The following is a 26,933-nucleotide window of genomic DNA, read 5'->3' on the forward strand; positions in this document are numbered from 1 at the left end:
ATGCCGCCCCGTGCCCCCGACCTCCCGGCCGACGGCGTGAGCCCCGTGCTCACGGCGCTGGTCACGCGTATGCGGGACGCGGGCATCCCACCCGGTGTCGAGGAGCTGGCGGACGCCCTGTGGCTGGCCCGCTGGCTGCCTGCGTCCCCGGAACGGGCCGACAGGGCGACAGCGGCCCCCGCGCCCGGCCCGGAACCGGCCCTCGGTCCCGGCCCGCTCCCCCCGCTCCCACCCCGGCCCCTCGGCCCGCCCGACGACGACGAGGAGCGGCAGCCCGACAGCGCCCGCCTGTTCGCGCCCGGCCCGGGCGGCGACGACACCGACGTCCGGATGACCCCGGTGCGCGTCCCCGCAGCCCCCGCCCTGCCCGAACCCCTCGCCCTGCAACGGGGGTTACGGCCGCTCCAGCGCTACCGCGCCCCCGTACGCCCCGTCCCGCGCACCCTCGACGAGCACGCCACCGCCGAGCGCGCCGCCGAGTCCGGCCTCGTCCTGCCCGTCCTGCGCACCGACCGGCGCCGCGAGGCCCGGCTGCTGCTCCTGATGGACGTCTCCACCTCGACGGTCGTATGGCAGCAGGCCCTCGACGAACTGCGCCAGGTCTGCGCCCGCGCCGGTGCCTTCCGCGAGGTGCAGGTGCGCTATCTGCACGAGGCGCCCGGCGGACTGCCCGGCTGCGCGGCCGGCCCCGAGCCCGGTGCCGCCCTGCACGCACCGGAGCAGCTCAGCGACCCGACCGGCCGCCGGGTCACCCTGCTGCTCAGCGACTGCGCCGGGCCCATGTGGCGCAGCGGACAGGTGCAGCGGCTGCTGCACCGCTGGGCCACCACCGCGCCCGTGGCCGTCGTACAGCCGCTGCCGCAGCGGATGTGGCTGCGCACCCATCTGCCCGCCCGGCGTGGGGTGTTGCACCGGCGCGAGGGCCCCGCGGGGTCGCTGCGGTTCCGGCCCGACAAGGAACCGGTGGCCTTCGGCGCGCTGCCCGTGCCCGTGCTCGCGCTGCGGCGGGAGTCGGTGGAGGGCTGGGCGCGGCTGGTCTCCGGCGCGACGGGACAGTCGCTGTCGGCCGCGGCCGGCTGGGTGCGGGCCGACCATCCCGCGTCCGCGGCGCCGGTGCGGGCCGCGCAGGAACGCACCGGTGCGGAGCGCGTCCGCGCGTTCTGGCGTCCGGCGTCGTCCGAGGCGCGCCGACTGGCGGTGTACCTGTCCGCGGTGCCGCTGTACCTGCCGGTGATGCAGCTCGTCCAGCACGCCATGCTGGCCGGGAGTGGACCGGACGTGCTGTCCGAGGTGCTGCTGAGCGGGCTGTTGCGGCGCCGGGAGGACGCGGACGACCCTCGGGCCGTCCGCTACGACTTCCTGCCGGGCGTGGCCACCGAGCTGCGGTCACGGCTGTCGGTCGACGAGGTGGAGCTGCTGTTCAAGCACTGCTCCGAGTACGTGGAACGCAAGTTCGGGCGCAGCGCGCGGAACTTCCCCGCGCTCGCGGGAGCGTTCCTGCGGGGCGCGGTGCCACCGGGCGCTGCCCCGGAACGGCTCACGGACTCGGGAGAGCGGGAACCGGCCGGGCTGCGGGCGTTCGCCGAGGTGTCGGCCGAGGTGCTCAGAGATCTGGGGGCGCGGCTGCCCGCGGCGGCGGGCGCCACGGTGGCGGGGCAGAGCGCGACGAAACTGCTCGACCTTGGCCGGCAGGCCCTCGCGCGGTTCAACGGCGAGGGGCTCACCCGGGAACTCGACGCGGCGGTGGAGTACACACGGCGGGCGGTCGCGGTCGCGGGCTCCGGTGGCGAGCGGGTCACCGCCGCCGAGGAGCTGGCCCAGGCGCTGCTCGCCCGGTGGCGGGTGCGCCGCGTGGGCGAGGACCTGCGGGAGGCGTGGGAGGCGCTCGACGGACAGCCCGTCACGATGCGCGGACGGCTCGTCCTCGGACTGGTGTACTGGGCCCAGGCGCAGGAGGTGCGGGGGAGCGGGGTCGAGTTCGCCGGGATCCCGCGGAGCCTGCGGGACTGGGCCCGGGGCGAGCCGGGGCCGGCGGCGGAGCGGGCACGGGACGTACTGCTGTATCTGGCCGACCTCGACCTCGGCGCGGTCCTGGCCGACGAGGACACCGAGCAGACGGCACGGGCCCGCCGGAGCGCGGCCGCGGAGGCGCTGACCGGCGTACGGCGGTCACTGGGTGAGTCGGAGCCCTACGGCCCGGACTGGCGTGTGCTGCACCTGCACCGGGCCGTCGACGCGGCGAGCGCGTGGTTCCAGCTGTCCGGCTCGGTGCGTGCCCTCGTAGCCCGGGGTCGGCTGTGGCTCGACCTGGCCCGGGAGCACGAGGGGTACGCGCCGGTCGCCGACGCCGCCGCGGATGCCGCCGCGAGTGCCGCCGAGGACCTCATGGAGGCGGTCCGGGACGAGACCGCCCTGCCGGCCGCCGAGCGCTGCCGGATCTGGCTGGACGTGGCCGCCGCCGTCGAGATCCCGCCGACCGAGCGCGAGGAGAGCCTGCTGCTGTACGCAGTGCAGCAGGCCGAGCGAGCCGCGGGCGACGACCCGGAGCTCGGGTTCGAGTGCCTGGTGCGGGCCGGGCGGATATACCGCGACCGCCACGACCAGACCGGAGGACTGACCGAGCTGAACCGCGCCGTCGAGGCATGGGAGCAGGCCGTGCGGCTGCTCGGTGAGGACGACCGGCGACGGCCGCACACGCTGGCCGACCTCGGCCGGGCCCTGTATGTCCGGTTCGGCCTCAGGGCAGAGCCCGACGACATCGCCAGGAGCGTCGACCATCTGCGCCAGGCGGTCGACGAGTGCCCACCGGACGACCCCCAGCTGCCGTGGCTGCGCCGGAGCCTGGGACGCTCCTACTACCGGCGTTACCTCCTGGCCGGCGTGCTGACCGACCTGTACGAGGCGGACTGGCTGTTCACGGAGGCCGCCCGCGGTTCCGAGAACCCGTGGCTGCTCGCCCAGTGCCGGATCAGCCGCGGCAACGTGGCCCGGCTGCTGTACGAGCGCGCGGGTGCCGTCGCCGACCTGCACAAGGCGGTCGACTTCTACAGCCGGGCCGTCGAGATCGCCGAGGAGGCGGGCGAGGCGGAGCTGGCGGCCGCGGCCCTCACCCAACGCGGTCGGGCGCGCAAAGCGATGGGCAGGACCTACGAGGCCCGCACCGACTACGACCGTGCCCTCGGCCTGACGGACGACCGCGACCGCGTCCATCTCCTCCGCGCGCTCATCTCCCGTCTGTCCCCCGAAACGGCCGCCGAGTGACCTTCCCCGCCGAAGACACCCACATACCCCTCCCGGAGATAGCGCCCCCCGACCAGACCGACCACCCGGTACTGGCCGCGATCCTCACCGAGCTCCGCGACCGGGAGGGTGACCTCCTGGTCGTCGCCCACTACGAAGACGCGCCATGACGACCCGCCCCCACCCGCCCTGGCCGTACGCCCTCCTCGACACCACGGCCCACCGGCCCGTCCCCTTCCGGCAGTTCGTGCTGAAGGTGCACGGCCGGTGCAACCTCGACTGCACTTACTGCTACCTCTACCAGGGCCCCGACCACGGCTGGCGCGACCGGCCGGCCCGTACCTCCGAGCGCACCATGCGCCGCACCGCGGAGCGGATCGCCGAGCACGTCCGCGGCCACGGCCTGGACGCCATCCGTATCGAACTCCACGGCGGCGAACCCCTCCTCACCGGCCCCGGCCCCGTCCTCGCCTACGCCGACGCGGTGCGCGAGGTGGTCGGCTGCCAGGTCACCGCCACCGTCCAGACCAACGGCACCCGTCTGACGGCGGGCGTCCTCGACCGCCTCGCCGGCGCCGGCATCCGGGTCGGCCTCAGCCTCGACGGCGGACGCGCCGCGCACAACGCTCGCCGGGTCGACCACGCCGGACGCCCCGCCTGGCCCGCCGCCCGCACGGCGGCACAGCGGCTCGCGGCACGACCGCGGTCGTACGCCGGAATCCTCTGCACGATCGACCTGGCCGCCGACCCCCTGGACGTCTACCGCTCGCTCCTCGCCCTGGGCCCGCCCGGCGTCGACTTCCTCCTCCCGCACGCCAACTGGGACCGGCCGCCACCCGGCATGCCGAACCGCCCGCCGGGCCGGCACCGCCCCCAGCCCACCCCCTACGGCGACTGGCTCGCCGCCGTCTTCGACGCCTGGTGGGACGAGGGGCGGCTCAGCACGCGCATACGGCTGTTCCAGGAGATCGCCGGGCTGCTGCTCGGCTCTGCCAGCCGCGCCGAGGCCGTGGGACTGTCGCCGATGGCGGCCGTCGTGGTGGAGACGGACGGCGCCATCGAACAGGTCGACTCGCTCAGGTCGGCGTACGAGGGCGCGTCGGAGACCGGGCTCGACGTCTTCCGGCACTCGTTCGACCGCGCCCTGCGCCATCCCGGCGTCGCCGCACGGCAGCTGGGGGAGGGGGCGCTGGCCGAGGAGTGTCTGGGCTGCCCCGTGGGGAAGGTGTGCGGGGGCGGGAACTACGTGCACCGGTACGCTCCCGGGACCGGGTTCCGGCACCCCAGTGTCTACTGCGCCGACCTGGAGCGGCTCGTCCGGCACATCGCGCACCGGCTGGAGCGGACGTCACGGGCGACCCGATGACTGGAACAGTGCTCAACTCATTACCTCTGGAAGCGATTTGACGCACAATTGAATGACCTGTGCACAGACGTGACCAGGTTCAGTCGAGGGGAAACGGCGAGATGGCGGCGGAACTCGGACACGTCACGGTGGTCTTCGCCGGACAGAGCGAGTCCTGGGCCAAATGGATCGACCACCAGATCCGGGCCGCGGGACGGGGCACCACGCTGATCAGGTGGAACCCGCTGCGCCGCCCGCCGACCGCCGAGGCCTTCACCAGCCTGCTCAGCGCGCCGGGACGCGTCCTGCTCGTGATCGACGACTGGCACGAACGGCTGGGGAACGAGCGGTTCGAGGCCTGGGCCGAGGCGCTGCGGCAGGTCCTGCCGACGTACCAGGACCGGATCGCCGCCGTCAGCATCACCGCCCGGCCCATGCCCGAGGCCGTCATCGCGCTCGCCCCCGTCGAACTGCGCGGTCTGCGCCCCGAGGTGGCGCGCGGCCGGGTCCTGGAGTGTGCCGGCATACCCGCCCCGGGCGTCCTGATCGACCTGCGCCGCGGCCCCCGCTTCCCCGACGACCCACCGGAGGTATGGCACGTCCCGCGCCGCAACCTCCGCTTCGTCGGCCGCACCGAACTGCTGGAGAAGGTCTACGGCGCCCTCTCCGCCGCCGGCCCCACAGGCGCCGCCGTGGCACTGCTCGGCCCCGGCGGCTTCGGCAAGACCCAGCTGGCCCTGGAGTACGTCCACCGGTTCGCCGGCGAGTACGACATCGTCTGGTGGATCAACGCCGCCCAACGCGTCACCGCCCGCCAGCAGTTCGCCGACCTCGCCGCCGCCCTGGACCTGCGGGACTCCGGCGACCTCGCGACCACCATCACATCCGTCCGCCGGGAACTCGACCGCACCGCACGGCCCTGGCTGCTCGTCCTGGACGGCGCCGGCGACCCGGAGCGGCTGATCGACCTGGTGCCCGAAGGCCGCGGCCACATCCTCGTCACCACCCACCGCAGCGAGTGGGGCGCCCACGCCGAGAACATCGCCGTACCCGTCTTCGAACGCCGCGAGAGCGTCGCCTTCGCCGGGCGCCGCACGGACCGCCTCAGCGACATCCAGGCCGAGCGGCTCGCCGAGGCCGTGGAGGACATGCCGCTGCTGCTCGACCAGACGGCCGCCTGGCTGGACATCAACCCGACCGTGCCGGTCGACGACTACATCCGGGACATCCGCGACGGCCGCCCGGACCGCTTCGGCGTCATGGCCTCCGGCCAGTACCCGGAGAGCTTCGAGGTCGCCTGGGCGAAACTCGTCAACACCCTGCGCGACGGCTCGGAATCCGCCTGGCAGCTGCTCAACCTGCTCGTCTGCTTCTCCCACGACGTGGTGCCGGTACGGCTGCTACAGACCGCCCGGCACGGCGACCTGCCCGCCGAGCTGGACGAGCTGATCGCGGAGCCCAGCAGCTGGAACACGGCCCTGCGCCGACTGTCCGAGATCACCTCCATGCGGATCGAGTACGAGGCCGGGCCGCGCATGGACACCCAGACCGTCGGCACCCTGCGCATGCACCGCCTCTTCCACCGCTTCGTACGCTCCATCCAGTCCCCCGCCGACGCCGAGCGCTACTCGGCCGCCGCCCGCAAGGTCCTCGTCTCCGCCGACCCCCGCGACTCCTCCTCGGCCGGCAACTGGGCCCGGTACGCCGCCCTCATCCCGCACCTGGAACCCTCCGGGGCCCTGGAGTCGGCCGACGACGACGCCCGCGAACTGGTCCTCAACTGCATCGAGTACCTGCGGATGCGCGGCGAGTACCACGACGGCTGGTGGCTCAGCCGCCAGGCCGTGGAGCACTGGCGGGGCACCTCCGGGGACACCGACCGCTCGGTGCTCATCGCCGTCCACCAGCTCGCCAACATGCTGCGCCGGCTGGGCAGGTACCCGGAGGCGGAGAGCGTCGGCCGCGAGATCCTCGGCCGGCTCGAACGCGCCGACGACGTCCGGCCGATCGAGGTGATCCGCGCCAAGGACGGCCTCGGCGGCACCCTCATGGCGCTCGGCCGCTACCCGGAGGCACGCGCCCTGTTCGACGAGGCCGCCGCGAGCGCCGCGGCCGAACTCGGCGGCGAGCAGGTGCCGCGCACTCTCGCCATCCGCAGCAACCTCGCCGTCGCCCTCGGCCTCCAGGGCCGCTACACCGAGTCCCTCGCCCTGCACCGCAAGATCTACGAGGCTCGCCTGGACCTGCTCGGCGAGCGCGACGCCCTCACCCTCAACTCCTCGCTGCGCACCGCCTGGATGCTGCGTCTGCTCGGCAGCTACCGCGAGGCGCTGACCATCCAGGGCCACAACTCCCGGGTCCACAGCCAGGTCCTGGACCGCACCCACAGCCAGACCCTGCTCGCCGAGCACAACCTCGCGCTGTGCGCCCGCCGCGTCGGAGACCTCCAGTTCGCGCACGCCATGCTGCGCGGCGTCCGCGAGAAACTGATCCGCCGCCGTGGCCCGTTGCACCCCGAGACACTGATGGCGTCCTGCGACTACGCGATGCTGCTGCGCGACCTGGACCTCACGGAGGAGGCCAGGGGCCTGGCCGAGGCCACCGCCACCCAGTACGCCGCCCAGCTCGGCGACCGCCACCCGTACGCGATCGGCGCGCGGGACAACGTCGCCACCGTCATGCGGGACATGGGCGAGTACCGCGCCGCGCTGGCGCTGTCCCGCCAGACCGCGGCCCAGATGCGGCGCGCGGTGGGCCGGGACCACCCGTGGGCCATCGGCTGCGCCAAGAACGAGGTCGCCGCGCTGGCCGGCGCAGGAGAGATCGACGCGGCGGCGGCGCTGGGCCGGGAGACCGCCGACCGTTCCGCGCGCGTCTTGGGCGACGCCCATGTGCTCACCATCAGCCTACGGGCCGGACTCGCCCTGGACCTGGCCGAACTGGGCGAGCGAGAGGAGTCCGAGGCCCTGCACCGGGACACCGTGGCCCGCCTGACCTCCCGCCTCGGCGCCGACCACCCACAAACCCGGCACATCCTCGAACGCCAGCGCCCGTACTGGGACTTCGAGCCTCAACCGATTTGACCAGGGGGCGGAAAGGTCCCCTGACGCCCGGATCTAACCAGCCAACGGCACCGCAGTCCCCCCCAGGGGCGCGGGGAACTGCGCGACCAGCCACAACGAATCCGCAGCCGCGCACGCTCCCCAACCACCCCCCTGGGCAGGCGAAAGGGCCCGACGCCGAGCAAGAACTCGGCACCGGGCCCTGAACGCGGCTGAACCGCCGGAGGCCTACGCCTCGAACACCTCACGCACCAGCTGCTCCTGCTCGGCCTGGTGCCGCTTGGCGGAACCGACGGCCGGGGACGACCCGTGCGGACGCGAGATCCGACGCAGGCGCTCGCCGTGCGGGACCTCGGCGCCGACCGCCAGGTCCAGGTGGTCGATCAGGTTGAGCGCGATGAACGGCCACGCACCCTGGTTCGCCGGCTCCTCCTGGGCCCACAGGTACTTCTCGGCGTTCGGGTACTTGGCGATCTCGGCCTGGAGCTCGGCACCCGGCAGCGGGTACAGGCGCTCGATGCGGATGATCGCCGTGTCCGTGACGCCGCGCTTCTTCCGCTCGGCGTCCAGGTCGTAGTAGACCTTGCCGGCGCAGAAGACGACCTTCTTGACGGCGGCCGGGTCGACCGACGCGTCGCCGATGACCGGCTGGAACTGGCCCGTCGTGAACTCCTCCGCCTTCGAGGCGGCGGCCTTCAGGCGCAGCATCGACTTCGGGGTGAAGACGACCAGCGGCTTGTGGTGCGGGTTGTGCACCTGCCACCGCAGGAGGTGGAAGTAGTTCGACGGCAGGGTCGGCATGGCGACCGTCATGTTGTTCTGCGCGCACAGCTGGAGGAAACGCTCCGGGCGGGCGGACGAGTGGTCCGGGCCCTGGCCCTCGTAGCCGTGCGGCAGCAGCAGGACGACGCCGGACGTCTGGGCCCACTTCTGCTCGGCCGACGAGATGAACTCGTCCACGACCGTCTGGGCGCCGTTGACGAAGTCGCCGAACTGGGCCTCCCACATCACGAGGGCGTCGGGACGCGCCAGCGAGTAGCCGTACTCGAAGCCCATCGCGGCGTACTCGGAGAGGAGGGAGTTGTAGACGTTGTAACGCGCCTGGTCCTCGCCGAGGTACATCAGCGGCGTGAACTCCTCGCCCGTCTCGCGGTCGATCAGCACCGCGTGACGCTGGCCGAACGTACCGCGCTGCGAGTCCTGGCCCGCGAGGCGGATCGGCACGCCTTCCAGGAGGAGGGAACCGACGGCGAGCGTCTCGCCCATGCCCCAGTCGATGGTGCCGTCCTCGACCATGGACGCCCGGCGCTGGAGCTGCGGCAGCAGACGCGGGTGAACGGTGATGTGGTCGGGGATGTTGACCTGGGACTCGGCGATCCGCTTGACGGTCTCCGAGGTGACCGCGGTGCTGACGGCCACCGGGAACTCGGCCTGCGGCTCCGACGGCTCGGCCGCGGCCGGCTGCGAGATGGCCTCACGGACCTCCGTGAAGACCTTCTCCAACTGGCCCTGGTAGTCCTGCAACGCCTGCTCGGCCTCTTCCAGGGTGATGTCGCCGCGACCGATGAGGGACTCGGTGTACAGCTTGCGCACCGAGCGCTTACGGTCGATCAGGTCGTACATCAGCGGCTGGGTGAAGGCCGGGTTGTCGGTCTCGTTGTGACCGCGGCGGCGGTAGCAGATGAGGTCGATCACGACGTCCTTGTTGAACGCCTGGCGGAACTCGAAGGCCAGACGGGCAACGCGGACGACCGCCTCGGGGTCGTCGCCGTTCACATGGAAGATCGGCGCCTCGATCATGCGGGCCACGTCGGTGGCGTACATCGAGGAACGGGACGACTCGGGAGCCGCCGTGAAGCCGACCTGGTTGTTGATGACGATGTGGACCGTGCCGCCGGTGCGGTAGCCGCGCAGCTGCGACATGTTCAGGGTCTCGGCCACCACGCCCTGGCCCGCGAAGGCCGCGTCGCCGTGGATCGCCACCGGCAGGACGGTGAAGTCCGTGCCGCCCTTGTTGATGATGTCCTGCTTGGCGCGCGCGACGCCCTCCAGGACCGGGTCCACCGCCTCCAGGTGCGAGGGGTTCGCGACCAGGGAGACCTTGATCTGCTCGCCGTCGAGGCCGGTGAAGGTGCCCTCGGCGCCCAGGTGGTACTTCACGTCACCGGAGCCGTGCATCGACTTCGGGTCGAGGTTGCCCTCGAACTCGCGGAAGATCTGGGCGTACGACTTGCCGACGATGTTGGCGAGGACGTTCAGGCGGCCGCGGTGGGCCATGCCGATGACGACCTCGTCAAGACGGGACTCGGCGGCACTGTCGATGACCGCGTCCAGCAGCGGGATGACGGACTCGCCGCCCTCCAGGGAGAAGCGCTTCTGGCCGACGTACTTCGTCTGGAGGAAGGTCTCGAAGGCCTCGGCGGCGTTCAGCCGGCGCAGGATGCGCAGCTGCTCCTCGCGCTCCGGCTTGGTGTGCGCGCGCTCGATGCGGTCCTGGATCCACCGGCGCTGCTTGGGGTCCTGGATGTGCATGAACTCGACGCCGGTGGTGCGGCAGTACGAGTCGCGCAGCACACCGAGGATGTCGCGCAGCTTCATCAGGGACTTGCCGGCGAAGCCGCCGACGGCGAACTCGCGCTCCAGGTCCCACAGGGTGAGGCCGTGCTCGGTGATGTCCAGGTCGGGGTGCTTGCGCTGCTGGTACTCCAGCGGGTCGGTGTCGGCCATGACGTGGCCGCGGACCCGGTAGGAGTGGATCAGCTCGAAGACACGGGCGGCCTTGGTGACGTCGTCGTCGTGGCTGGCGTCGATGTCCTTGAGCCAGCGGACCGGCTCGTAGGGGATGCGCAGCGCCTCGAAGATGTCGTCGTAGAAGCCGTTCTCACCGAGGAGGAGGTTCGCGACGATCCGCAGGAACTCGCCGGAGGCGGCGCCCTGGATCACCCGGTGGTCGTAGGTCGACGTGAGCGTCATGACCTTCGAGATGCCGAGCTTGTTCAGCGTGTCCTGGGACGTGCCCTGGAACTCCGCCGGGTAGTCCATGGAGCCGACGCCCATGATCACCGACTGGCCGGGCATCAGACGCGGCACGGAGTGGACGGTGCCGAGGCCGCCGGGGTTGGTCAGGGAGACCGTCACGCCGGTGAAGTCGTCCATGCCCAGCTTGCCGTCGCGGGCGCGGCGGACGATGTCCTCGTAGGCCTGCCAGAACTCGAAGAAGTTCAGCGTCTCGGCCTTCTTGATGCCCGCGACCACGAGCTGGCGGTCGCCGTTGGGCTTGACCAGGTCGATGGCGAGGCCGAAGTTGATGTGCTCCGGCTTGACCAGGGTCGGCTTGCCGTCCTTCTCCGCGAAGGAGTAGTTCATCGACGGCATGGCCTTGATGGCCTGCACCATCGCGTAGCCGATCAGGTGCGTGAAGGAGATCTTCCCGCCCCGGGCGCGCTTGAGGTGGTTGTTGATGACGATGCGGTTGTCGAAGAGCAGCTTCACCGGGACCGCGCGCACGGACGTGGCCGTGGGCACCTCCAGCGAGGCGTTCATGTTCTTCGCGACCGCGGCGGCGGGGCCGCGCAGCGTCACGAGCTCGGGACCGTCGGCAGCGGCGGCAGCGGGCTCGGCCTTCTTCGGCTGAGCGGGCTTCGCAGCCGGCGCGGGCGCGGCGGGCTTCGCGGCGGCCGGGGCCGGAGCAGCCGGTGCCGGAGCGGCGGGAGCCGCGGGCGCGGCGGCTGCGGGCTTCGGGGCCGCGGGGGCCGGTGCGGGGACCGACGGGGCGGCCGGAGCAGCCGGAGCCTTGGTGGTGGTCTCTGCGGCCCCCGCGGCCGCAGTACCCGCCGGAGCCGGGGCGGCGGCCGCCCCCGGCTTGTAGTCGGCGAAGAAGTCCCACCAGGCTCGGTCCACCGAATTGGGGTCCTGGAGGTACTGCTGATAGATCTCGTCGACGAGCCACTCGTTCGGACCGAACGCGGCCGCGGGGTTCTTCCCCGCTTGGTCGGTGTCGGTCGAGATGCTCGAGTTACTGGGGGACTGTGGCGACACGGCGGCAACCGCCCTCTTCCGCTTCACAAGGTGATGGACAGCGGGAATCAAGGCTACGCCCCCATGGCCGGGAAGGTCAGGCTGAGCAAGGTCATCGTCGCGTAAGTCACATCGGAAAGCGTGTTTCGTGCTTGGAAATGGCGGGAAACAAGCGTGGTTCCGCTTCGGATGACCTCAGATGGGAAGACGCGATCACGACCTGACGCGCCGAAGGCGCAGGTCTGTACCTGATCACACGTGTCCGTCAGTCAGGACGCACGTGGATCTTGACGCTCCGCTTCGAACTTTACGTCAACTTGGTACGGATGGCTGCCCCGGAAGCGTGACAAGAATCCGGCAGCCTCGATCGGATTCGGCCACTCCGATCCGGCCGCCGTGCAGATCGACGGCCCAGCGCGCGATGGCCAGCCCGAGTCCCGTACCGCCGTCGCTGCCCGGCCCGTGCGGCCGGCTCACGGCGCCCCGGTTGAACCGCTCGAAGACCCGGTGCCAGTCCGACCGCGGAATGCCCGGGCCCTCGTCCAGGACCTCCAGCTCCAGCGACTCCGCGTACGCCCCGCGCCGCGCCTTGACCGTCACGCGGCCGTGCGGCGGGCTGTGCTTGATCGCGTTGTCGATGAGGTTGGCGACGACCTGGTGGATGCGCTCGGGGTCGGCGTGCGCGGTCAGCTCCGGCGGGGAGACGTCGAGATGCAGATGGACGTCGGTGCGGGTGTGGCTGCCGGAGCCCGACGCCATGCCGCCGCGCGCGGAGGAGACCATGTTGGCCTCCTTCAGCACCCCGGACAGGTACGGCCACACCTCGAAGCGCCGCAGCCGCAGCGGTACGACGCCGTTGTCCAGCCGGGACAGGTCGAGGAGCGTCTCCACCAGCCGGCCGAGGCGCTCGGTCTGCTTCAGCGCCGTGCGCATCGTCTCGGGGTCGGCCTCGGCGATGCCGTCGACGACGTTCTCCAGGACGGCCCGCAGGCCCGCGATCGGGGTGCGCAGCTCGTGCGAGACGTTCGCCACCAGCTCCTTGCGCTGCTGGTCCTGGGCCTCCAGCTCGTCGGCCATCAGATTGATCGTCCCGGCGAGGTCGCCCAGCTCGTCCCGGCGGTTGTCGCGTACCCGGCGCGTGTAGTCGCCGTGCGAGATGGACCGGGCCACCGCGTTCATCTCGTCCAGCGGCGCGGTGAGCGAATGCGCCACGAACTGCGTAATGAGCAGTGTGGCGATCATCGAGAAGACCGTGATGAAGCGCAGCTCCGTCTGGGTGCGCACCGCGATCATCGACAGGCCGGTGGTGATCAGCACCGCGATGATCACCAGCGCGCCGAGCTTGGTCTTGATCGAGAACGGACGTACGCCGCCCCAGGGCTCCCCGGGGCCTCTCCGCGCGGCCGGTCCGTCGCTCATGGCGTCGGGGTCTCCAGGGCGTAGCCCACGCCGTGCACGGTACGGATCCGCTCGGCGCCGATCTTCCGGCGCAGCGCCTTGATGTGGCTGTCGACCGTGCGGGTGCCGGAGGCGTCCGCCCAGTCCCACACCTCGGCGAGGAGCTGCTCACGGGAGAGCACCGCGCGCGGGGTGTTGGCCAGGCACACCAGGAGGTCGAACTCGGTCGGCGTGAGGTGAACGTCCTCACTGCGCACCCGTACGCGCCGCTGCGCGTGGTCGATCTCCAGCTCGCCGAGGCGCAGGATGCCCGAGCGCGGGGTCGTCGCGGCCAGCGCCGCCCGCTCGACGCGGCGCAGCAGCACATGCACGCGTGCCGCCAGCTCCCGCATCGAGAACGGCTTGGTCATGTAGTCGTCGGCGCCGACGCCGAGCCCGACCAGCATGTCGGTCTCGTCGTCACGCGCGGTCAGCATCATCACCGGCACCGGCCGCTGGGCCTGCACCCGGCGGCAGACCTCCAGGCCGTCGAAGCCCGGCAGCATGATGTCGAGGATCAGCAGGTCGGGCTGCCACGCCTCGGCCGTGTCGACCGCCGCCGGACCGTCACCTGCCGTCTGCACGAGGAATCCCTCGGCGCGCAGGCGGGCCGCGATGGCGTCCACGATGGTCGGATCGTCCTCGACCACGAGGACCCGGCGCTGTGCGCCGGGGGTCGCCGCCGTGCCGTTGTGGGAGGTGTGTGTCTGCTCCATCGCCCGCCCCAAAGTTGCTTTCCGGAATCCGTGGGGTGATTCCTACTGACTGGCTATGCCTGCGCATGCTTGCGATTGACGCTTGAATGATCCGCGTCAGGTGAGCAGAGTACGGGGAGTCGCCGCGCCACGGCTATCCAGGCCGTACGCCGAGGTGCACGACGTCCGGAACGCCCCGGGCAACGGGGATCTCTTCGGTACGCACCTGTTGGAATCCGGCATTACGCAAGGTTTCTTCGAATTCCGGAGAGGGCTGGGCGGACCATACGGCAAGCACCCCACCGGGCCTCAACGCCCCTGCGCAGCCCGCCAGTCCGGCCGGTGAGTACAGGCTGTCGTTGCCCTCGGTGACCGTCCAGTCGGGCCCGTTGTCGATGTCGAGACACAGGGCGTCATACGTGGCGGATGTCTCATGTACGTAGGCCACGAGATCCGTTTCCAGAATCTCGGTGCGCGGATCGGCGAGGGCCGATGCGGAGAAGTCGGACAACGGGCCGTCGAGATGCCAGTCGATAATCGCGCGCTCGCGCTCCACTACGGCGATCCGTCCCGGGCGCGGATCGGCCGCGGCATGTGCGAGCGAGAACCCGACGCCGAGCCCGCCGATCAGCACCTCCGGGTCGGGCCGTCCGTCCAGCGCGCCGAGCGCCGCGTCGACCAGCAGCCGCTCCGAGCGCCCGTCGGAGGTGTCCATCAGGAAGCAGCCGTTCGCGATGATCTGGAGCAGGTCACCGTGCCGCCGCAGCACGATCTCGCCGTGCGGGCCCTCGCGACGGTCCAGGACTTCGGGGATGTCGTACGAAGTGGGCATCCCGCCATCCTGGCAGGTCCGGCCGGGGCGGCCGGTGTGGCCGAGGGGATTGCCTTCGAAGGCGTGAACTGCTGGGGCGCGAGAACATGTTGAGAGGTTGCCGAGAATCCGCTGTTCTGTGGTGCAGATCACAGACATGGATGACCTGTGGTCCGAGGGTGGGCGAAACGGAAGGAGCGCCTCACCTTGGAACGGACTGCGGTCGGAGGCGTGACGGGCGTGACGGGCCCGGTTCCTGGGCCGGAGCCAGAGGTCGCGCGGCTGCTGGTCGGGATGCCGCGCCAGCGCGGGCCGGTCGGCGCCGTGCCGGTGCCCGCGGTGACGCCGCCGCTGCACGTGGTGCCGGTCCCCGCTGGAGCCGCCGCGCTCCGCGCCCGTTCCTCCCGTCCCTGGCGTCTGTTCCCCACCCCCACCGGCACCCCGTTCACCCTCGCCTACGCCGCCGTACTGGCCGTCACCTCGCTCATCGCCACGTACGCCGCCCCTGACCTCGTCCACGCCCTGCACCAGGACTCCAGCACCGATGTCGCGCACCTCGTGCGAACGCCCGTGCTGGTGCTGCTCGCCAGCGCGTTGTGGGTCGCGGGCGGCTTCCTGGGGCCGTACGCACTCGGCTTCCTGTTGGTGCTGACCGCGCTGGAGCGACGGATCGGCGGTGTGCGCACGGCCCTTGTCTTCGTGACCGGGCACGTCCTGGCCACGCTCGCGACCGAGGTCCCGGTGGGGCTCGCGGTGCTGGTCGGCCGGCTTCCCGACAGTTCGCTGTTCCGCCTCGACTACGGCATCAGCTTCGGCGTCGCCACGAGCACCGGTGCGCTGGCCGGGCTGCTGCGGCCGTGGCTGCGGTGGCCGGCACTGGCGCTGTCCGGCGGGATGCTGGTCCAGGACCTGCTGAACCTCACGGATCCGCTGACCGATTGGGGTCATCTGATCTCCCTGGTCATCGGGATCGGGATGTGGCCGGTGGTCAGGCGGTGGCATGCCGCGCACTCGAAGTCGGGCTCAGTCGGCCCCGGGTGACCACACGTACGGCGTGGTCGTCGTCACCGCGTCGAAGCCCAGCCGCCGCAGGATGGGCGCACTGCCGTCGGACGCGTCGACATGCAGGTAGGTGACACCGCGGGCGACGGCGACGGCGATGGCGGCCCGGGTGGCGACGAGCGCGCGGTAGATGCCGCGGCCCCGCCACCCGGCCCGCGTCGACCCGCCCCACAGGCTCGCGAACCCGGTGCCCGCCCGGAACACCAGCCATGCGGCCGAGACGACCTCACCGTCCGCCTCGGCGACATGGACGGAGATCTCGTCCGGGGCCGACGCGACCCGGCCGATCAGGTCGTCGGCGAGCCAACTCCAGTCCCGGCCCCACACGACCGACTTCATCGCGGCGATACGGCGCATGTCCGCGTCCGCCGTGACGTGGCGCAGTGTCACGCCGTCGGGCAGGACCGGTTGTCGTACGGCCATGTCGGCGGCGCGTCCGACCAGGACCGTCTCCTGGTCCTCGGGCACGAAGCCCGCCTCGCGCAGCCGGTCGGTGAGGTCCGCCGGGTCGTCGTGGGAGCGGGTCTTCCACTCCACGGCCTCGGCGCGCGCCGCGAAGAAGTCACGCTGCCGCGCGATGAGCCGGTCCAACTCGGTGCCGCGCACGCCGAGGGAGCGCGGGCCGGTGACGAGGCACCGGAACCCGCCGACGATCCGCAGCAGCGGCCCGTCCTGTTCGTACGTCACGCCGGCGGGCGGAGTCGGGGGCACGCCGCGCATCTGGTCGCCGTAAGCCGCGAGAAGGATCTCTGTCTCTGTCACGGGGAGACGGTGCGGGAAGGATCGGGTCCCGGCAACCGTTTGTTCACGAAAGCCGAGGTCACCGTGTGTGCGGCAGCTGATCGCTCACAGCGAACGAGGGCCCGGGAACATTCGGGCCTCCCCGTGCATTGAGTCGGCATAACTCAACTTGACTGCCTAAGGGGAGATCATGGCTTCGACGTCCACACCGCTCACCCTGCCCGTGCTGCCGCTCGACGACGAGGTCGTGCTGCCCGGGATGGTGGTCCCGCTGGACTTGAACGACGCCGATGTACGCGCCGCGGTGGAGGCCGCCCAGGCGGCTGCCCGTTCGCAACCCGGCAAGCCGCGGGTGCTCCTGGTGCCGCGCATCGACGGGACGTACGCGAGCACCGGTGTGCTCGGCACCGTCGAGCAGGTCGGCCGGCTGGCCGACGGCGACCCGGGTGCCCTGATCCGGGGGCGCGGCCGGGTGCGGATCGGCGCCGGGACGACCGGGCCGGGTGCCGCGCTGTGGGTCGAGGGGGCGCGGCTCGACGAGAAGGTCCCCGAGCCGCTGCCCGGGCACGTCACCGAACTGGTCAAGGAGTACAAGGCTCTCGCCACCGCCTGGCTGCGCAAGCGCGGCGCCTGGCAGGTGGTCGACCGGGTCCAGGCCATCGACGACGTGTCCCAGCTCGCCGACAACTCCGGGTACTCGCCGTTCCTGAGCACCGAGCAGAAGGTCGAGCTGCTGGAGACCGCCGACCCGGTCGCCCGCCTCAAGCTCGCCACCCAGCAACTGCGCGACCACCTCGCCGAGCAGGACGTCGCCGAGACCATCGCCAAGGACGTCCAGGAAGGCGTCGACAAGCAGCAGCGCGAGTTCCTGCTGCGCCGTCAGCTGGAGGCCGTCCGCAAGGAACTGCGCGAGCTGAACGGCGAACAGGACGGCGAGGAGTCCGACGACTACCGGGCTCGCGTGGAGGCCGCGGACCTGCCGGAGAAGGTCCGCGAGGCCGCGCTCAAGGAGGTCGACAAGCTGGAGCGGTCCTCCGACCAGTCGCCCGAGGGATCGTGGATCCGGACCTGGCTCGACACCGTGCTCGAACTGCCGTGGAACGAGCGGACCGAGGACGCGTACGACATCCAGGGCGCCAAGGGCGTGCTGGACGCCGAGCACGCCGGCCTCGAGGACGTGAAGGAGCGCATCACCGAGTACCTCGCGGTGCGCAAGCGCCGTAGCGACAGGGGCCTCGGTGTCGTCGGCGGGCGGCGCGGCGGTGCCGTGCTCGCGCTGGTCGGCCCGCCCGGCGTCGGCAAGACCTCGCTCGGCGAGTCCGTCGCGCACGCCATGGGGCGCAAGTTCGTCCGGGTCGCCCTCGGCGGCGTCCGCGACGAGGCCGAGATCCGCGGCCACCGGCGTACGTACGTCGGCGCGCTGCCCGGCCGGATCGTGCGCGCGATCAAGGAGGCCGGATCGATGAACCCGGTCGTCCTCCTCGACGAGATCGACAAGGTGGGGTCCGACTTCCGGGGCGACCCGGCGGCAGCCCTGCTGGAGGTCCTGGACCCGGCCCAGAACCACACCTTCCGCGACCACTACCTGGAAGTGGAACTGGACCTGTCCGACGTGGTCTTCCTCGCCACGGCCAACGTCCTGGAAGCCATCCCGGAGGCCCTGCTCGACCGTATGGAGCTGGTTCGCCTGGACGGCTACACCGAGGACGAGAAGGTCGTCATCGCCCGCGACCACCTGCTCCCGCGTCAGCTGGAGCGGGCAGGTCTGAAGGCGGACGAGGTCGCGATCGACGAGGGCGCGCTGCGCAAGCTCGCCGGCGAGTACACGCGCGAGGCGGGCGTGCGCACCCTGGAGCGCTCGATCGCACGCCTCCTGCGCAAGGTCGCCGCCCAGCACGAACTGGGCGAGCGGGAGCTGCCGTTCACGATCGGCGACGGCGACCTGCGCGGGCTGATCGGCCGGCCGCACCACGTGCCCGAGTCGGCACAGGACCCGGCCGAGCGGCGTACGGCGGTCCCGGGCGTCGCGACCGGCCTCGCGGTGACCGGCGCGGGCGGTGACGTCCTGTACGTCGAGGCGTCGCTGGCCGACCCGGAGACGGGCGCGGCGGGCCTGACCCTGACCGGCCAACTGGGTGACGTGATGAAGGAGAGCGCACAGATCGCCCTGTCGTTCCTGCGCTCGCACGGCGCCGAACTGGAGCTGCCCGTCGCCGACCTGAAGGACCGGGGCGTGCACATCCACTTCCCGGCGGGTGCGGTGCCCAAGGACGGTCCGAGCGCCGGCGTCACGATGACGACCGCGCTGGCCTCGCTGCTCTCGGGCCGGCTGGTGCGCACGGATGTGGCGATGACCGGCGAGGTCTCGCTGACCGGCCGGGTGCTGCCCATCGGCGGCGTGAAGCAGAAGCTGCTGGCGGCCCACCGGGCGGGCGTCACGACCGTCGTCATCCCCAAGCGCAACGAGCCCGACCTGGACGACGTCCCGGCCGAGGTGCTGGACAAGCTCGACATCCACGCCGTGACGGACGTCCGTCAGGTCCTGGAGCTGGCGCTGTCGCCGGCCACCGAAGGCGCGGCCCCCGAGGTTCCGGTCGCGGCGTGACGACCCGGTCCATCAGCGGGCTCCGCCCCCGGAGACCGGAAAGGCAGGGCCCGGGTCCCGTGAGGGAAGCCCGGGCCTTCGCCGCGCGAGGGTCCAACCGTTGGCGGCGCCGTACTAGCCGTTGGCCAAAGCCTGTAGCCGGTCCAGCGCCCCGTTGAACTTGTTGTGGTCGCCGACGGTCGGGCCGGAGGACGTGTACTGCCACATCGTGTAGTAGCTCCAGCCGGCCGGCAGTTCCCCCACCTCGGCGGCGTACCGGGCGACCCACAGCGGGTTGGCAGTGGCGAAGCCGCTGTAGTTGCCGGTGCACTGCTTCCACCAGCTCGTCGCCGTGTAGATGACGGCGGCGCGGCCGGTGCGGGCCTTGTACTGGTTCAGGAAGTCGCGGATCCAGGCGACCATCGCGGTCGGGGTCTTGCCGTAGCAGGCGTCGCCGTAGGGGTTCCACTCGATGTCGAGGGCGCCCGGCAGGGTCTTGCCGTCGCGGGACCAGCCGCCGCCGTGGTTGACGAAATAGTTGGCCTGGGTTGCGCCATTGGTGGTGTCCGGGGTGGCGAAGTGGTAGGCGCCGCGGATCATGCCGACGCCGTAGGAGCCCTTGTACTGCTGGGCGAAATAGGGGTTGGTGTAGTAGGTCCCCTCGGTGGCCTTCACATAGGCCCACTTCACCCCGCTGTCCCACAGGGCCGACCAGGCGACGTTGCCCTGGTGGCTGGAGACGTCCACGCCTTCCGTCTGAGCGGCCAGGTCAGCGACGGGTTCACCGTCCGTGCCGTCATGGGTGAGGACGCCCATGCCCATATGGGCGGAGCCGCGGGGCGGGGGGTCGTCGGCGGACGCGGAAGCGGGCCGGGTGGTCAGTACGAGGAGGGTCAGGGTCAGGACGGCTGCGAGCACGACCCCGGCGACAGGGGTGTGCCGGGGGCGGAGCGGTTCGGATCTGTGCACGGGCATAGCGTGCCTCCGACGGCTCGGTGACGCTCGGTGGAGACGTCGCGCGTATCCGTGACCGGCCGCCGTCCGGGGTATAGGTGGCGCGGGCATGCCAGTCAGGTTCCGACAGGGACGCCAGACAGCGAGAAGGGCAGGTGGAAGGGGGTCCGAAGGCTGCCGTTGGTCTGAGCCTGCGAAATACTGACGGAGCTGCGGCAACGACGGCGGTCGGCGGAAACTTTCCGGGCCGGGACATTCGAGGCAGGGGCTGACGTGCGGGAAGACGGAAACGGGGACGAGCGGCAGGGACCGTCGGGAGGTGCCCCCGCCGAGGGAGCGTCCGGCGGTGGTCCGGGCCGGCCCGAGTTCCTCGATCTGGAACGGGAGTTGACCGTTCTGTTCCGGCGCGCTCGGGCCAAGCAGGGCGAGATGGCCCGCGAGGTCCATCCCGACCTGGAGTCGGCGGCGTACGGGCTGCTGGTGCGGCTGGACGAGTCCGGGCGGCTGCGGGCCACCGAACTCGCCGCCTACATCGGCGTCGGCAAGGCCACCATGTCCCGCCAGCTGCGCGCCCTGGAGGACCTGGGCCTGGTCGCCCGCGAGCCCGACCCCGCCGACGGACGGGCGTGGCTGGTGCACCTCACGGAGGAGGGACGGGGCCGGGTCGCCAAGGTGCGCGAGGCACGGCGGGCGCGCTATGTCGAGCAGCTCTCCCACTGGGACCCGCGCGAGGTCGCGGAGCTGGGCCGGCTGCTGAACCAGTTGAACCGGGGGATGGAGAAGTAGGGCAAGCCGCAGGGGCAGGCTCGCGGAGGGTCCGGGTGAGCGCGGGGCGACCCCCGCCCGCTCACCACTCCACGTACACCACCGTCGCGTCGTCGTGCGTCTTGCTCCGCCCCAGGCACGTCCGCTCCTCCGCGTCCGCCCGCTCCAGCGCCCGTACCCGGTCCACCAGTCCCCGCGCCCCTTCCTTGCGTACGAAGGTGAAGCAGTCCCCCCAGTCGCCCTCCCGGAACTTCTCCACCCAGCGGGTCGCCCCGTCCGTCAGCGCCGCCAGGGCCCGGACCTCCTCGCGCGGCAGCACTCCCGTCACCGCCCGCGCCGCCACCGACGGGTCCGCGGCGGCCGTGAAGAAGCCGCCCTCCTTGTTGCGGATGTGGGCGTCGATGAGGGCGTCCGTGGCCAGGGAGGCGCGGGGGAGGCGGGCCAGGCGGTCGTCCAGGCAGGGGGTGATCGTGCCGTCGGGCGACTCCAGCAGGAGGGCCGAGTCGGAGAGGATCAGGTACTCGACCTTCTGCGGCGACCAGCGGGCCACAACCGCCGTGGCCTGTGGGGTGCGCGGGTGAGAAAGGTCACAGGTTTGGGTGTGTGCCTCAGCGGTACGGGTGATGGCCCGGCTCAGCGCTTCGCCCAGCGGAACATCGGGGAGTGAAACGGTCAGTTCGGTCAGGGCCCCGCCGAGCCGCGCGGTGAACCAGGGGACGGAATGCAGACAGCCCGTCTCGCCTCTCGGTGGGGTCACTCCGTCCAGGACCACCACTACGCCGCCCTGCCCCGAGGCGGGAAGGCCCACACTCGCGAAGTCCTCGTTGGGACGGGCCGGATCGCCGGGCTCCGAAGCAAGCTCTGTTCGCATTCGGCCAGTCTGCACGAGCCCTTCACAAGGTCCACGAAGGGGTCGCATCGACCGCCGAATAGGCGACGCCGCGCAGGTCAGACGTCTGATTTGGGGTGGAATGGAGCGCTCCGGGAAGACGTGGCGGCGAATACTGCCACCGCCCGCCGCAGACGTCCAACCGGCCTGCCGCACAAGGCGAGTGCGCGCGTCCGAGGAACTTGCCCGCCAACTCCCCTCCGGGGTTCACTCCTTCGGGTGGCGGGTCAGGTGATGCGCGGCCGTCGCCCACCGGCACTGGGAGGGTCGGGGACCGGTGAGGACACCCCCTGCTCGAGCACTGCATCCATCAGCGAGCTCCGCTCGCGGGCGCGAGTTTGGGGGAGGGGTGTACGCGAGGTCGGCGGTAGTTGACAGAGCGTCATCCGGACCCATGGGTATCACGAGTCAGGAATGCGAGCACCGGTGCAGAAGACGCGGCCACGTCGCTCAGGCAAGCAGACGGCCTCCGCAGGGGGCACGCAGCCCACTCCCGGCGCCGCGACCGGCACCACCGGCGACGCCGCACCCGCGGGCAAGGGGCGTCCGACGCACGTACGCAACCGGCTGATCGTCGCCGTGGCCGTCGTCGCCGCCGCCATCGCAGGCGCCGGCGTCCCCTCGATCGTCACCGCCTCCGGGCAACTGCACGACTCCCAGGAACTGGTGACCCTCGCCGAGCAGACCGAGAACGCGCTCACCCTCGCCCACTCCCTCGCCGACGAACGCGACGAGGTCACGTCGTACGTCGCCGCCGGCCGCCCCAAGTCCAAGGCGCCGAGCGAGCAGCGCAGCGTCCGCGTCGACCGGCAGGTCGAGGAACTGCGCGCCGACCCCGACGCGCCCGCCTCCCTGCGCGACGACCTCGACGCCATCGCGGCCGTACGCAGGGGCGCGCTCACCGGCAAGAGCACCGCGCTGGAAGCGCACACCGCCTATTCGGCCACCATCACCGAACTGCACCGGCTCGCCGAGCGCCTGGCCGAGCAGATGCCGCCCCGTGCGGGCGCCGGCGCCCATGCGCTGGCCGAACTGGACTCGGCCGTCCAGCAGGCCGCCGCCGCGCGGGGTCTGCTGCTTGCCGCGCTCAGTGTGCCGACCACCACCGAGACCGTCATCGACCCGATCACCGGCCTCGCGACCACCCGGAAGACCTCCTCGGACGCCGACGCCAAGCAGCGCGCCGCCCTCAGTGCCGCCGCCCAGCAGGCCCGGCTGCGCTCCGACGCCGCCCTCGCCGACTTCCACGACACCGCGCCCAAGACGGCACGCACCTCGTACGACTCCACGGTCACCGGGCACGACGTCAACATCGCCGACCGCTATCTGGCCGCCCTCACCGACCAGCCCGCGCTCTCCGACCGTGACCTGGCCACCGACACCAAGCGCGCCGAGGCCGCCCTCTCCGCCCGCGTCGACCTGATGCGCGGTGCCGAGTCCGCCCTCTACGACCGCCGCACCAAGGCCCTGGAGCAGCTCCGCGACGACGACGTCACCGCGCTGGAGATCCGGATCGCCATCCTCGGCGCCCTGATGCTGCTCGCCGTCGGCGTCGCCACCGGCATGGCCCGCAGCCTCACCCGGCCCCTCGCCGTCCTGCGCCTCGGCTCCGCCCGGCTCGCTCGCGCCGAGGACCCTTCGGCCGAGGAGCCCGTCAAGTTCACCGGCCGCAAGGACGAGTTCGCCCAGGTCGTCGACTCCGTCAACGCCCTGCACGCACACGCCCGCGCCCTCCACGAGCGCATCACCACCCTGGAGTCCGACCGCAAGCACCTGGTCGGCCAGCGCCAGAAGATGGCCGACGCGCGCGAGGGACTGCGTGCCGAACTCGCCGAGTCCGCCGCCCAGCTGGAGCGCCTGCGCGGCAGCATCGGCAACACCTTCGTCAACCTCGCCCTGCGCACCCTCGGCCTCGTCGAACGCCAGCTCGCGGTCATCGAGGGCCTGGAGGAGCGCGAGCAGGACCCCGAGCGCCTCGCCACGCTCTTCAAGCTCGACCACTTCGCCACCGTCATGCGCCGGCACAGCGAGAACCTCCTCGTCCTGGCGGGCACCGAGCATGTCCAGCAGCACGCGGGACCGGTCCCGCTGGTGGACGTGGTCCGGGCCGCGGTCAGCGAGATCGAGCGCTACGAGCGCGTACGCATCGCAGCGCTCCCGCCCCACGCGCATGTGGCGGGCTTCGCGGCGGACGACCTCTCCCACCTCCTTGCCGAGCTGATGGAGAACGCGACGTCGTTCTCCCCGCCCGACCTGCCCGTCGAGGTCTCCGGCTGGCTGCTGGAGAGCGGCGAGGTCATGCTGTCGGTCCAGGACGAAGGCATCGGAATGACGAGCGATCGTCTGACCCGCCTCAACGCCCGGCTCGCCGACTTCGACCCCGTGAACTCCTACGACCAGGAGGGCGACAACGGCCTGGGCCTCGGCCTCTACGTCGTCGCCCGCCTCGCCCACCGCCACGGCGTCCGCGTCCAGCTCCGCGAGCAGAAGCAGGGCGGCGTCGCCGCGGTCGCGGTCCTGCCCAAGGGCCTGCTGACGGGGGCCTCCGCGGCAGCGGTCCCCTCGGACGCCCGGCACCCCGCCGCCGCCCCCGCCTTCTCCCTCCCGGGCGCCGACGCGGAGGCCAACTCCAACGTCCTGCACAGCCGCACGAAGTCCGCCGACCCCCTGCTGGAACTGGCGGAGAAGGCCGTACAGGAGGCGACCCAGAAGCACCCGACGGCCCCCGAGCCCGAGCAGGAACGCGAGCACCCTGCCGAGACCACGATGGAGCTCCTGCTCCCGATACAGCCGACGCCCGGGCCGACGCCCGAGCCGGACCTCGCTGAGCCAGCGGCCGGGGAGCCGACACCGGGTGGACCGACGGCCGCGGGGCCGACACCGGGTGGACCGACGGCCGCGGGGCCGACACCGGGTGGACCGACGGCCGCGGGGCCGACAACCGGCGAGTCGGTTGCTGCGGGGCCGGTGTCCGCCGAGCCGGCGGCTGCGGAGTTCGCCGCCGAGCCCGCGACGCCAGGGCCCACCGCGTCGGCGCCCGGTGGGCTGACCGCTGGTGGCCTGATGGCCGGTGGCCCTGGCCCGATGGCCGGTGGTTCGACGCATGGCGGGTCTGCGGTGGGTGAGTCGATGGCTGGTGGGCTGACGGCTGGTGGGCTTGCGGTGGGTGAGTCGGCGGTTGGTGGGCCGATGCCTGGTGGGCCTGCGGTGGGTGAGTCGATGGCTGGTGGGCCGACGGCAAGTGGGTCGGCGGCCGGTGAGCCGGTGCCTGGTGGGCCGACGGCCGCGGGGCAGGTGGCCGGCGAGTTCGCGGGTGCGGAGTTCGCCGTCGAGACCGCGACGCCAGGGTCCGTCGCCGAGCCCGTGGGCCGCGGACACGGCATCGACGGACAGCCTGTGGCCGCCGACGGCGAGGGCTCCCCACTGGGGCCACCCGCACCCGACGACGATCGCCGCACGGGTGGTGCGGGTGGGAACGAAAACCCCGCCGAAGGCGAAGCCGAGGCGGAACACACCCGCACCCCGGACGAGGACCCCCGCACCGACAAGGGCCTCCCCAAACGCACCCCGAAGATCACCGCCACCGCCCAGGCCCCGCGCCGGCGAACCGGCACGGTAGACGCCGAAGCCCTCCGCAGGAGACTCGGCGGCTTCCGCAGGGGAGCACAGGCGGGACACCGCGACGTACAGGCGGAGATAGCCGAACAGACGGGCCAGAACACGGCCCCGACAGCAGAATCCGAAGCAGCAGCCACGGGGGGCACAGCCGAGGAGGCAAGCAGTTGACCGCTCCCAGTACCTTCGGACTGAGCAGTGAAGCCCGCAACCTGCACTGGTTGTTGACGAATCTGGTCGAGGAGGTGCCGGGCATCCAGTCAGTCGCGGTGGTCTCCTCCGACGGATTGCTCCTGCTCTCCTCCGACCACGCCCGCAACACCGAGGCCAGGGAAGCCAGGAACGACAAGCCCACCGGCCCGCGCGGCTCCTCCGCCGACCTGGCCACCATCGTCTCCGGCATCGGCAGCCTCACCATCGGCGCCGCCAAACTGATGCAGTTCGGCGGCGTGAAGCACACGATGGTCGCCATGGACGAGGGCAGCCTGTTCGTGATGTCCATCAGCGACGGCTCGCTGCTCGGCGTGCACGGCTCCGCCGACTGCGACATGAGCGTGGTCGCCTACCACATGGCCCTCTTCGTCGGCCGGGCCGGCCACGTGCTCACCCCCGAACTCCGCAGCGAGCTGAGGAAGTCCCTCGAGACCGCCTCGGCAGGGAGCACCCGATGAGCAACGCCCCGCAGAACAGGCCCCAGCTCCCCGTCCGCGGCGGCGACCGCAAGCCCGCCCGCGTGCGCCCCTACTCGCTCACCGGCGGCCGTACCCGTTTCGGCCACGTCCTCCTCGTCGAGACGTTCGTCGGCAGCACGGCCGCGCTGGAGGCCGGTGAAGACCGCAAGGAGCTCACGAACGGTTCCCTCTCCACCAGGGTAATGCCGGAGATGCGGGCCATCGTCGAACTGTGCCGCCGGATGCGCACGGTGGCCGAGATCGCCGCGCTGCTGAAGATGCCGCTCGGCGTGGTCCGGGTGCTCCTCAGCGACCTCGCGGACCAGGGAAAGATCCGTGTGTACGGCACCGGAACCGGCCATGGCACGGGCCGGCCGGAACGCGCGCTGCTGGAAAGGGTGCTGAGTGGACTCCGCCGTCTTTGACGCCGCTCGCGGTGTCTCCCCGCTCCTCGTCGACGAGGGGCCCGAACAGCCCTGGCAGACGGACCGGACCCGGGCCCCCGTCGCCACGAAGATAGTGGTGGCGGGCGGCTTCGGCGTCGGCAAGACCACGCTGGTCAGCGCCGTCTCGGAGATCACCCCCTTGCAGACCGAGGCGCTGATGACCGAGGCGAGCGAGGGGACCGACGACCTCACCTCGACGCCGGGCAAGCAGACCACCACCGTGGCCATGGACTACGGCCGCATCACGCTCGACGACGACCTGGTGCTCTACCTCTTCGGCACACCGGGCCAGCAGCGGTTCTGGTTCATGTGGGACGACCTGGTGCGCGGCGCGATCGGCGCGGTCGTCCTGGCCGACACCCGGCGCCTGAAGGACTGCTTCCCGGCGCTGGACTACTTCGAGAGCTGCGGGCTGCCGTACGTCGTCGCGGTCAACCACTTCGACGACAGCGAGCTGTTCGAGCCGGAGGACGTCCGCGAGGCCCTGACCGTCCCCGCGCACATACCTGTCATGATCATGGACGCGCGGCGTCGGATTTCGGCCATCGAGACCCTGTTGGCCCTCGTCCGTCACGCACTGGACGAAACCCCCGAGTAGA

Annotated in this window: 18 protein-coding genes; 11 read left to right on the forward strand and 7 right to left on the reverse strand. The window is 71.8% G+C overall.

From position 1 onward, the window contains the following. From KUM44_RS43890 to fxsT, 4 genes are all read left to right on the forward strand, one after another. Positions 1 to 3,261 carry an SAV_2336 N-terminal domain-related protein gene (locus KUM44_RS43890; RefSeq protein WP_217215359.1) on the forward strand — a complete coding sequence of 1,087 codons (3,261 nt, stop codon included), beginning with the start codon at positions 1 to 3 and terminating at the stop codon, positions 3,259 to 3,261. Then, positions 3,258 to 3,410 carry a hypothetical protein gene (locus KUM44_RS43895; protein ID WP_217215360.1) on the forward strand — a complete coding sequence of 51 codons (153 nt, stop codon included), beginning with the start codon at positions 3,258 to 3,260 and terminating at the stop codon, positions 3,408 to 3,410. Before KUM44_RS43890 ends, KUM44_RS43895 begins: the two co-directional genes overlap by 4 nt. Continuing rightward, positions 3,407 to 4,606 carry an FxsB family cyclophane-forming radical SAM/SPASM peptide maturase gene (locus KUM44_RS43900; protein ID WP_217215361.1) on the forward strand — a complete coding sequence of 400 codons (1,200 nt, stop codon included), beginning with the start codon at positions 3,407 to 3,409 and terminating at the stop codon, positions 4,604 to 4,606. Before KUM44_RS43895 ends, KUM44_RS43900 begins: the two co-directional genes overlap by 4 nt. 101 nt (positions 4,607 to 4,707) lie before the next feature. Next, positions 4,708 to 7,668 (forward strand): FxSxx-COOH system tetratricopeptide repeat protein, encoded by a 2,961-nt coding sequence (fxsT, locus tag KUM44_RS43905; RefSeq protein ID WP_217215362.1) that lies wholly within the window; start codon positions 4,708 to 4,710, stop codon positions 7,666 to 7,668. A gap of 207 nt (positions 7,669 to 7,875) precedes the next feature. On the opposite strand, the gene KUM44_RS43910 is transcribed toward fxsT, so the two are convergent. From KUM44_RS43910 to KUM44_RS43925, 4 genes are all read right to left on the reverse strand, one after another. After that, positions 7,876 to 11,685 carry a multifunctional oxoglutarate decarboxylase/oxoglutarate dehydrogenase thiamine pyrophosphate-binding subunit/dihydrolipoyllysine-residue succinyltransferase subunit gene (locus KUM44_RS43910; protein WP_217215363.1) on the reverse strand — a complete coding sequence of 1,270 codons (3,810 nt, stop codon included), beginning with the start codon at positions 11,683 to 11,685 and terminating at the stop codon, positions 7,876 to 7,878. Positions 11,686 to 11,976: 291 nt separating this feature from the next. Next, positions 11,977 to 13,083, reverse strand: a complete 1,107-nt coding sequence (locus tag KUM44_RS43915; RefSeq protein WP_217215364.1) for a cell wall metabolism sensor histidine kinase WalK — start codon at positions 13,081 to 13,083, stop codon at positions 11,977 to 11,979. Next, positions 13,080 to 13,817 carry a response regulator transcription factor gene (locus tag KUM44_RS43920; protein ID WP_030956984.1) on the reverse strand — a complete coding sequence of 246 codons (738 nt, stop codon included), beginning with the start codon at positions 13,815 to 13,817 and terminating at the stop codon, positions 13,080 to 13,082. Before KUM44_RS43920 ends, KUM44_RS43915 begins: the two co-directional genes overlap by 4 nt. A gap of 133 nt (positions 13,818 to 13,950) precedes the next feature. After that, complete coding sequence (locus tag KUM44_RS43925) at positions 13,951 to 14,628, reverse strand: spermidine synthase (protein WP_217215365.1); 678 nt, start codon at positions 14,626 to 14,628, stop codon at positions 13,951 to 13,953. Positions 14,629 to 14,814: 186 nt separating this feature from the next. Between KUM44_RS43925 and KUM44_RS43930 the strand changes: the two genes are divergently transcribed. Continuing rightward, positions 14,815 to 15,648 (forward strand): rhomboid-like protein, encoded by an 834-nt coding sequence (locus tag KUM44_RS43930; RefSeq protein ID WP_217215366.1) that lies wholly within the window; start codon positions 14,815 to 14,817, stop codon positions 15,646 to 15,648. On the opposite strand, the gene KUM44_RS43935 is transcribed toward KUM44_RS43930, so the two are convergent. Next, a complete protein-coding gene (locus KUM44_RS43935) occupies positions 15,631 to 16,431 on the reverse strand; it encodes a GNAT family N-acetyltransferase (RefSeq protein WP_217215367.1) in 801 nt (266 codons plus the stop codon). The two genes, KUM44_RS43930 and KUM44_RS43935, sit on opposite strands and share 18 nt — an antisense overlap. A 169-nt stretch (positions 16,432 to 16,600) precedes the next feature. Here KUM44_RS43935 and lon point away from each other — a divergent pair, with 169 nt between their 5' ends. Next, positions 16,601 to 19,015: an endopeptidase La gene (gene lon, locus KUM44_RS43940; RefSeq protein WP_217215368.1), complete on the forward strand. Its 2,415-nt coding sequence runs from the start codon at positions 16,601 to 16,603 to the stop codon at positions 19,013 to 19,015. Positions 19,016 to 19,129: 114 nt separating this feature from the next. On the opposite strand, the gene KUM44_RS43945 is transcribed toward lon, so the two are convergent. Next, positions 19,130 to 19,969 (reverse strand): lysozyme, encoded by an 840-nt coding sequence (locus KUM44_RS43945; protein WP_217215369.1) that lies wholly within the window; start codon positions 19,967 to 19,969, stop codon positions 19,130 to 19,132. A 252-nt stretch (positions 19,970 to 20,221) separates the two neighbouring features. Here KUM44_RS43945 and KUM44_RS43950 point away from each other — a divergent pair, with 252 nt between their 5' ends. After that, the gene (locus KUM44_RS43950; RefSeq protein ID WP_217215370.1) at positions 20,222 to 20,734 is read left to right on the forward strand and encodes a MarR family transcriptional regulator; all 513 of its coding nucleotides are present in this window, start codon (positions 20,222 to 20,224) and stop codon (positions 20,732 to 20,734) included. Positions 20,735 to 20,795: 61 nt separating this feature from the next. On the opposite strand, the gene KUM44_RS43955 is transcribed toward KUM44_RS43950, so the two are convergent. After that, entirely contained in the window at positions 20,796 to 21,584 is a 789-nt protein-coding gene (locus tag KUM44_RS43955; RefSeq protein ID WP_217215371.1) for a protein phosphatase 2C domain-containing protein, read from the reverse strand. A 444-nt stretch (positions 21,585 to 22,028) separates the two neighbouring features. Between KUM44_RS43955 and KUM44_RS43960 the strand changes: the two genes are divergently transcribed. Genes KUM44_RS43960 through KUM44_RS43975 form a run of 4 tightly spaced genes read left to right on the forward strand, consistent with a single transcriptional unit; the run spans position 22,029 to position 26,932 of the window. Then, positions 22,029 to 25,388, forward strand: a complete 3,360-nt coding sequence (locus tag KUM44_RS43960) for a nitrate- and nitrite sensing domain-containing protein (RefSeq protein ID WP_217215372.1) — start codon at positions 22,029 to 22,031, stop codon at positions 25,386 to 25,388. Further along, positions 25,385 to 25,888 carry a roadblock/LC7 domain-containing protein gene (locus KUM44_RS43965; protein WP_217215373.1) on the forward strand — a complete coding sequence of 168 codons (504 nt, stop codon included), beginning with the start codon at positions 25,385 to 25,387 and terminating at the stop codon, positions 25,886 to 25,888. Before KUM44_RS43960 ends, KUM44_RS43965 begins: the two co-directional genes overlap by 4 nt. Beyond that, positions 25,885 to 26,313, forward strand: coding sequence for a DUF742 domain-containing protein (locus KUM44_RS43970; RefSeq protein WP_217215374.1), 429 nt, complete (start codon positions 25,885 to 25,887; stop codon positions 26,311 to 26,313). The genes KUM44_RS43965 and KUM44_RS43970 overlap by 4 nt, the downstream gene beginning before the upstream one ends. After that, complete coding sequence (locus KUM44_RS43975) at positions 26,294 to 26,932, forward strand: ATP/GTP-binding protein (protein WP_217215375.1); 639 nt, start codon at positions 26,294 to 26,296, stop codon at positions 26,930 to 26,932. Before KUM44_RS43970 ends, KUM44_RS43975 begins: the two co-directional genes overlap by 20 nt. Position 26,933 lies beyond the last annotated feature (1 nt).

It is taken from the genome of Streptomyces sp. AC550_RSS872 (genome assembly GCF_019049285.1).
Lineage (GTDB): Bacteria > Actinomycetota > Actinomycetes > Streptomycetales > Streptomycetaceae > Streptomyces.